Raw genomic sequence first — 6,000 nt, 5'->3', positions numbered from 1 at the left:
GGCTAAAGAAGAGGGATCGTCTAAGGCTAAAGGTAAGAGGGGCAAGAAGGGTAAGAAAGAACAATAAGAAAGAATATATAAAATAGGGAGAGGGCGTAAATTGGACTTCCCTCTTTGTTTTTATAAAAATTTATAAAGGGTATGACTCTATACTTTTCGGAGGTAGATAAGATTGTAAATTTTAGCTATTGTTTTGTCTGGGTTTTGGCAGCAATTGTTATGTCTAAGCATATTAACTTTATTTACTTCTCTGTTATTTTACCTAATTGCTTTATTGCTTTTACAATTGCTTCAGATTTTGAATAATTTATTCGTAGACAAATTTAAATCCGCATAATTTATTTATATTGTTTATTTGCTTTTAAATTTTTGCTGGATACAATCATACTATATAAATTTTTAAAGGATTTTGAGCTTAAGACTATGAGCAACAAAATAAAATTTATCAAAAATATTTTCTGGCTTCTGTTCGAACATGGTATTAGGATCGGCGGCAGTATTGTGACGGCGTCTATTTTAGCCAGAGTTTTAGGGGTTGAAAAATATGGAATTTTTCAATATTTATTGGGGCTTATAGTTATTTTTAAATCGCTTTCATATGTCAATCCGGCAGAGATTATGGTGCCTAGGCTTACGAACGCGGATGCCATGCAGCGCAGATATTTAATGGGAGGCGGCTTTTTTATAAGAGCGTTTTTCTGCATAGTAGCATACATTGCTTTTTTGGTATTCGTATATTTTGGTGATGATATAAAAGTATTTTATTTGGGTTTGGTTCTCGGATTTTGTATTTTGATAGACGAGGCATTTGGTATAGTCACGGCTTTTTTACAATCTCAGACGATGATAAAATATAGAAGCGTGCTATATATCTGCTTTACGATCATAAAGATTACTATTTTGGCATTACTATTTTGGCTGGAAGTCACGAATATCTATCTTTATGCTCTTGTGTATATATTGGAGAGTATTTACATGGCGTTAGGTTTACTTTGGATATATAAATTTTTAAATAAAGAGCTATTTTTTACATTTGATTTTAATAAAATTTTGTCTCTTCTTAAAGATGGGTTGCCATTTTTTCTAGGTATCTGCTTTATGTGTATATTTTTGAGGGCGGACATCGTTTCAACGCGTTATCTAAGCGATGGCACGACTTTGGGGTTATATGCCTCGGCGATTCAGCTTTTTGGTAGCGTGACTGCTATCGCGCCAATTATAGCGGTATCATTTGCACCTTTATTTGTTTATAAATTTGACGAACTATACACCATAAAGAAAAATATATGGCTGCTTGCTTGCGGTATGATTACTATTGCGCTTTTTACGTCTATGGCGATGTATTTTTTATCGCCAATTTTAATAAGCCTAATATTCGGAGCTAAATTTCACGACGCAGTAGAAATTTTTAGGTATCTATTATTTATTTTGCCGTTTATATTTTTAAATGAGGCGTTAAATTTATATATAATTAAAATGAAGTTAGGTAAACTCCTTATTTATAAATGGGGGCTTGCCCTAGGTGGCGCCGTTGTAGCTTATTTATATTTTATTCCTGTTTATGGTGCCGTAGGAACAGTAGTTGGGCTTGGAGTAGGATATTTTGTAGTATGTATACTGGGCGCTGTGATAATTTTAAACGATAAAGGGGATTTATGAAGGAGGCTTTGATATCCGCAATAGTACCAATATATAATGTCGAAAAGTATTTTAGAAAATGTATCGATAGCATCATAAATCAAACTTATAAAAATTTAGAGATAATATTAGTTGATGACGGAAGTACCGATGGCTGCTTTGAAATTTGCGATGAATATGCGTTAAAAGACGGACGTATAAAAGTAATCCATAAAAAAAACGGCGGTCTTAGCGATGCTAGAAATGCAGGCATCGATATTGCAGGCGGTGAATATTTAACTTTTATAGATAGCGATGATTGGGTAAGTAAATTTTATATACAAAATTTATATTGCTTGATAGATAGATGCGATGCGGATATGGCTATCACCTCAATTAGGCGTGCTTATGAAGACAGCGAGGATAAAATTTATGAAAAAAGTATAAACGATGAGCCTATTTTAATCCATACAGCTAAGGAATGCGTAGAAAGTCTATTTTGTGGTAAATTTTATAATGTCGGTGCGGTTGCTAAAATTTATAGAAAAGAGTTATTTGCAGGCATTAGGTTTCCAAAAGGTCAGATATACGAAGACCTTGCGATCACGCCCATAATAGCTTCAAAAGCAGACAAAATAGCTTTTTGCGACTTGAAGGATTATTTTTACTTTATAAGAGATAATTCTATCATGACGAGCAAAGGCGATATTAAAGATTTAATTATATTTAATATCCTAGACGAGCTAAAAAAATATTTCCGCGATGATAAAGATATCGTAAAATCCATAGAGATCAGAAAGCTCAGAGACGCATTTATGACCTTTTATAAATTTAAGGATAATTTAGACGATTTAGGCAGGGGTACTCTAATAAAAATGGATAAGATAATAAAAAACAATTCCGCGATCGCGCTGAAAGATAAAAATTCTAAGACGCAGGATAGGATCGGGGTTATTATATATAATTTATTGGGATTAAAAGCCTATCTAAAATTTAGAGAGATAGCTCTTTGGGTTAGAAAAAATATCTCTAAATAGACAATGAGTTAAAATATGCACACTTTATACGCAATTTTTATATTTTATTTTTTCGCCGCTTTAACATATGGTTTTTCTATAAGACACAGAGAAATCCGACCGTTGCTATATTACGCTTTTTTATCTATATTTTTTATTTTAGTAGCGTTCCAGGATAATTACGGGACCGATTATATAATGTATAAATTTTTATTTTTAGAAACAGAAAGATTATATTCCCTGTACAAAGGGATAATTATGTATCTTTTGATAAAATATTTAAACCCTTTAACTATTAATTATGGATTACTTTTTGTCATTTGGTCTTTAATACAAACTATTGCTTTGAATTATATGGTCAAAACTTATAAAAAATTTTATTATTTTGACGACAAGCTTCAAATTATTACATATATTCTATTTACATTGTCATTTTTCGCCATGTCATTCAATGCCCTTAGATCGGTTATCGCTACGACCCTTATACCGATAGTTTTTATTTTATACTATGAGCGTAAAATTTTAAAATCTTTTGTGCTTACTGTCATAGGGGCGCTTTTTCATCCGACTATTATCATTATAATACCTCTATTTTTGATATTTAATTTATTTAAAAAGCACTATAAAACCACTTTGATGATTTTTATATTTATGCTACTTTTTGTATTTAATAGGATCGGGATTATTCAGATAGTTGCGGAATTTATTTACAATCACATCCCTGCTAATATCTACACGGACTATCTGGTCTCTTATCATATGAAACCCTATAGCGAAAGCATTTTTAGCTATTTGGGCATCTATTTTATCCTTTTTACGAATATGCTGTCTGTGCTGTTTTACAAAAAAGAGACGGATAAAAAGAGCATATTTTTATACAATCTCGCGTACTTTGCGGCGTTGCTGCGGATTTTATTTTACGGTATCCCTATTTTAGGTAGAGTTTATCTGTTATTTAGCGTTTTTGAATTTTTTATCCCCTACGTTTTATTTAAAAATTTAAACACAAAAAAGACCTTCTACTTAGGGTATTTTATCCTAATAGCCTTTTTTATTACCGTGATAAAATATCTATTATTTAATAATAGGATCTCGTTTTGAAAAAAATTTTTATTATAGGCGGAGCCGCTTCTATGATGATAAATTTCAGAAAAGAATTTATCATAAAGCTTATCGAGCAAAATTTTAAAATTTATTGCCTAGCGGATGATTACGACGATGTCTCTCGCAGCAGGATCAAAGAGCTCGGCGCGACGGTTTTGGATTACAAGCTAAATTCTAAAGGATTAAATCCGCTTGGTGACGCTCTTGCGGTATATGATTTGATAAAGCTCATTAAAAAACATAAGCCAGATATGGTATTTAGCTTTTTTGTCAAGCCCGTGATTTTTGGCACCATAGCGGCAAGATTAGCGAGAGTACCGCGTATCGTCGGTATGCTTGAGGGGCTAGGCGGGGCCTTTACTTTGCATAAAAATGGATCTTCCGCGAAAGCTAAATTTATAAAATTTATTCAAATTTTACTTTATAAGTTTAGCCTTCCTCTGCTCGATAAACTCATTTTGCTAAATAGCGACGATAAAAAAGACCTTGTTGGTAGATATAAAATCGGCGTAAAAAGCGTTGAAATTTTAGGCGGCATCGGGGTCGATCTGGCTAAATTTAGATACTCCCAAGCGCCCGCAAAGCCCGTGAGTTTTATATTTGTAGCTAGGCTTTTGGCGGAGAAGGGGGTGTTTGAGTATCTACGGGCTGCAAAGATCATAAAGAAAAAGCACAAAGAGGTGAAATTTTATATTTTGGGCTCCTTTGACGAGACAAATCCTTTCGGTCTGAAAAAACGACACCTAGATATGTATCTAAACGACGATATCGTGATATATCCAGGCTTCGTGGACAATGTGGATGAGTGGATCGCAGGCTCTAGCGTGTTCGTACTGCCGTCGTATTACAGAGAAGGCGTTCCTAGAAGCACGCAGGAGGCGATGGCGATAGGCAGGGCGGTGATCACGACTGATAGCGTGGGCTGCAAAGAGACGGTCATGGACGGACTGAACGGCTTTTTGGTGCCGCCGTACGAATATGAAGCCCTGGTGCAGAAGATGGAGTATTTTATACAAAATCCCGAAGCGATCGATACAATGGGGCTAGAGAGCAGAAGGGTCGCGGAGGAAAAATTTGATGTTCATAAAGTAAACGATAGGCTTTTAAAGATGGTTTTGGGAGATTAAATTTTATAAACCCTTTTTTCTGATCATAACGTTGATCGTCGCAAAGATCGTCTTGATCTCCAGCCACAGCGACCAGTATTTGATGTAATAGAGATCATACATTAGCTTTTGCTTGGCATCATCGATGTTTTCTCCATAGGGGTAATTAACCTGCGCCCAGCCGGTGATACCAGGGCGGACCAGATGGCGTTCGTTGTAATAAGGGATTGCTTTTTCGTAGTTTCTGACCAAAATGTCCCACTCCGCGCGAGGCCCGATTAGGTGCATATCTCCACGCAGTACGTTGATGCATTGCGGCAGCTCGTCTATCCTGGTCTTTCTCATAAATTTGCCGAACTCGAACACCCTGCTATCGTTTTTTTTTGTGTATGGATTATGAACGCAATGCTCGTGCATGGTTCGAAATTTATAACATCTGAAATTTTTCAAATTTAATCCTACGCGATTTTGTATGAAGTATAATTTCCCCGGCGACTGCTCGTCTATTTTCTTTTTTACGTGAAATTTGATCGCAAAAAATATTACATACAAGATCGCTCCGCCTATGTAGTCTATGACGCGCTTCGTAGCGTACTCGAAGTCGTTATACGGCCTAATGTTGCTTAAAAATTCCAAATCCCTATCGTCGTCGGGAATATAACATTTATGAAAGAATTTTTCTAAAAATTTTTCGATAGTTAGAATTTTGAGCCGCTTGTGATTGAAGCGAAACTGCAAAAGCGTGAGGAATTTTATCATTTTAGGATCGATAAATTCTTTGGTATTTATGATCAGAAATTTATAATTGTGATTTTTAAGTAGACCTTCGATCTGTAGCCGAACCTCTACGAAGGGGCGAGCTGTGTATTTTACGATGTCGACTTTGTCGAATTTTTTATTAAGCTTTTTTAATTCTATATTGGTAAATTTATATTTTTCGCCAAGAATCAGCATGCTTTTACCTCTTTTGCCTTTCGTAAAATTTCATTATTTTAGCATTGTTGTGTTAAAAGATATTTAATTCGAGATTGCTTTTTATCTAAGATGCGGGTTTATTGAAGATAGATTAAGTGGTGGTTAGAGGCAGAATCGAACTGCCGACACGCAGATTTTCAGTCTGCTGCTCTACCGACTGAGCTATCCAACCACCTAAAAAA

At 35.0% G+C, this 6,000-nt stretch carries 5 protein-coding genes and 1 tRNA gene; 4 read left to right on the top strand and 2 right to left on the bottom strand.

Annotated features, from left to right (window positions below; translation table 11 throughout):
• Nucleotides 1–423: 423 nt before the first annotated feature.
• From Q0380_RS08625 to Q0380_RS08610, 4 genes are read left to right on the top strand one after another with little or no spacing between them, the layout of a single operon-like run.
• Entirely contained in the window at nt 424–1,659 is a 1,236-nt protein-coding gene (locus Q0380_RS08625) for an oligosaccharide flippase family protein (RefSeq protein ID WP_298962698.1), read from the top strand.
• Nucleotides 1,656–2,654 (top strand): glycosyltransferase family 2 protein, encoded by a 999-nt coding sequence (locus Q0380_RS08620; protein ID WP_298962695.1) that lies wholly within the window; start codon nt 1,656–1,658, stop codon nt 2,652–2,654. The genes Q0380_RS08625 and Q0380_RS08620 overlap by 4 nt, the downstream gene beginning before the upstream one ends.
• Before the next feature lie 15 nt (nt 2,655–2,669).
• Nucleotides 2,670–3,734 carry an EpsG family protein gene (locus tag Q0380_RS08615; RefSeq protein ID WP_298962692.1) on the top strand — a complete coding sequence of 355 codons (1,065 nt, stop codon included), beginning with the start codon at nt 2,670–2,672 and terminating at the stop codon, nt 3,732–3,734.
• Nucleotides 3,731–4,864: a glycosyltransferase family 4 protein gene (locus Q0380_RS08610; protein ID WP_298962689.1), complete on the top strand. Its 1,134-nt coding sequence runs from the start codon at nt 3,731–3,733 to the stop codon at nt 4,862–4,864. The genes Q0380_RS08615 and Q0380_RS08610 overlap by 4 nt, the downstream gene beginning before the upstream one ends.
• 3 nt (nt 4,865–4,867) lie before the next feature.
• On the opposite strand, the gene Q0380_RS08605 is transcribed toward Q0380_RS08610, so the two are convergent.
• Together Q0380_RS08605 and Q0380_RS08600 are read right to left on the bottom strand one after the other, a co-directional pair.
• Nucleotides 4,868–5,797 (bottom strand): sugar transferase, encoded by a 930-nt coding sequence (locus Q0380_RS08605; protein WP_297897407.1) that lies wholly within the window; start codon nt 5,795–5,797, stop codon nt 4,868–4,870.
• A 117-nt stretch (nt 5,798–5,914) separates the two neighbouring features.
• Nucleotides 5,915–5,990: transfer RNA gene (locus Q0380_RS08600), tRNA-Phe, on the bottom strand.
• Nucleotides 5,991–6,000: the final 10 nt, after the last annotated feature.

The sequence above is a fragment of the uncultured Campylobacter sp. genome, assembly GCF_937959485.1.
In the GTDB taxonomy this organism is placed as follows: Bacteria; Campylobacterota; Campylobacteria; order Campylobacterales; family Campylobacteraceae; genus Campylobacter_B.
The sequence above is the reverse complement of the archived record's forward strand: the minus strand, read 5'-3'. Positions and strand labels throughout refer to the sequence as shown.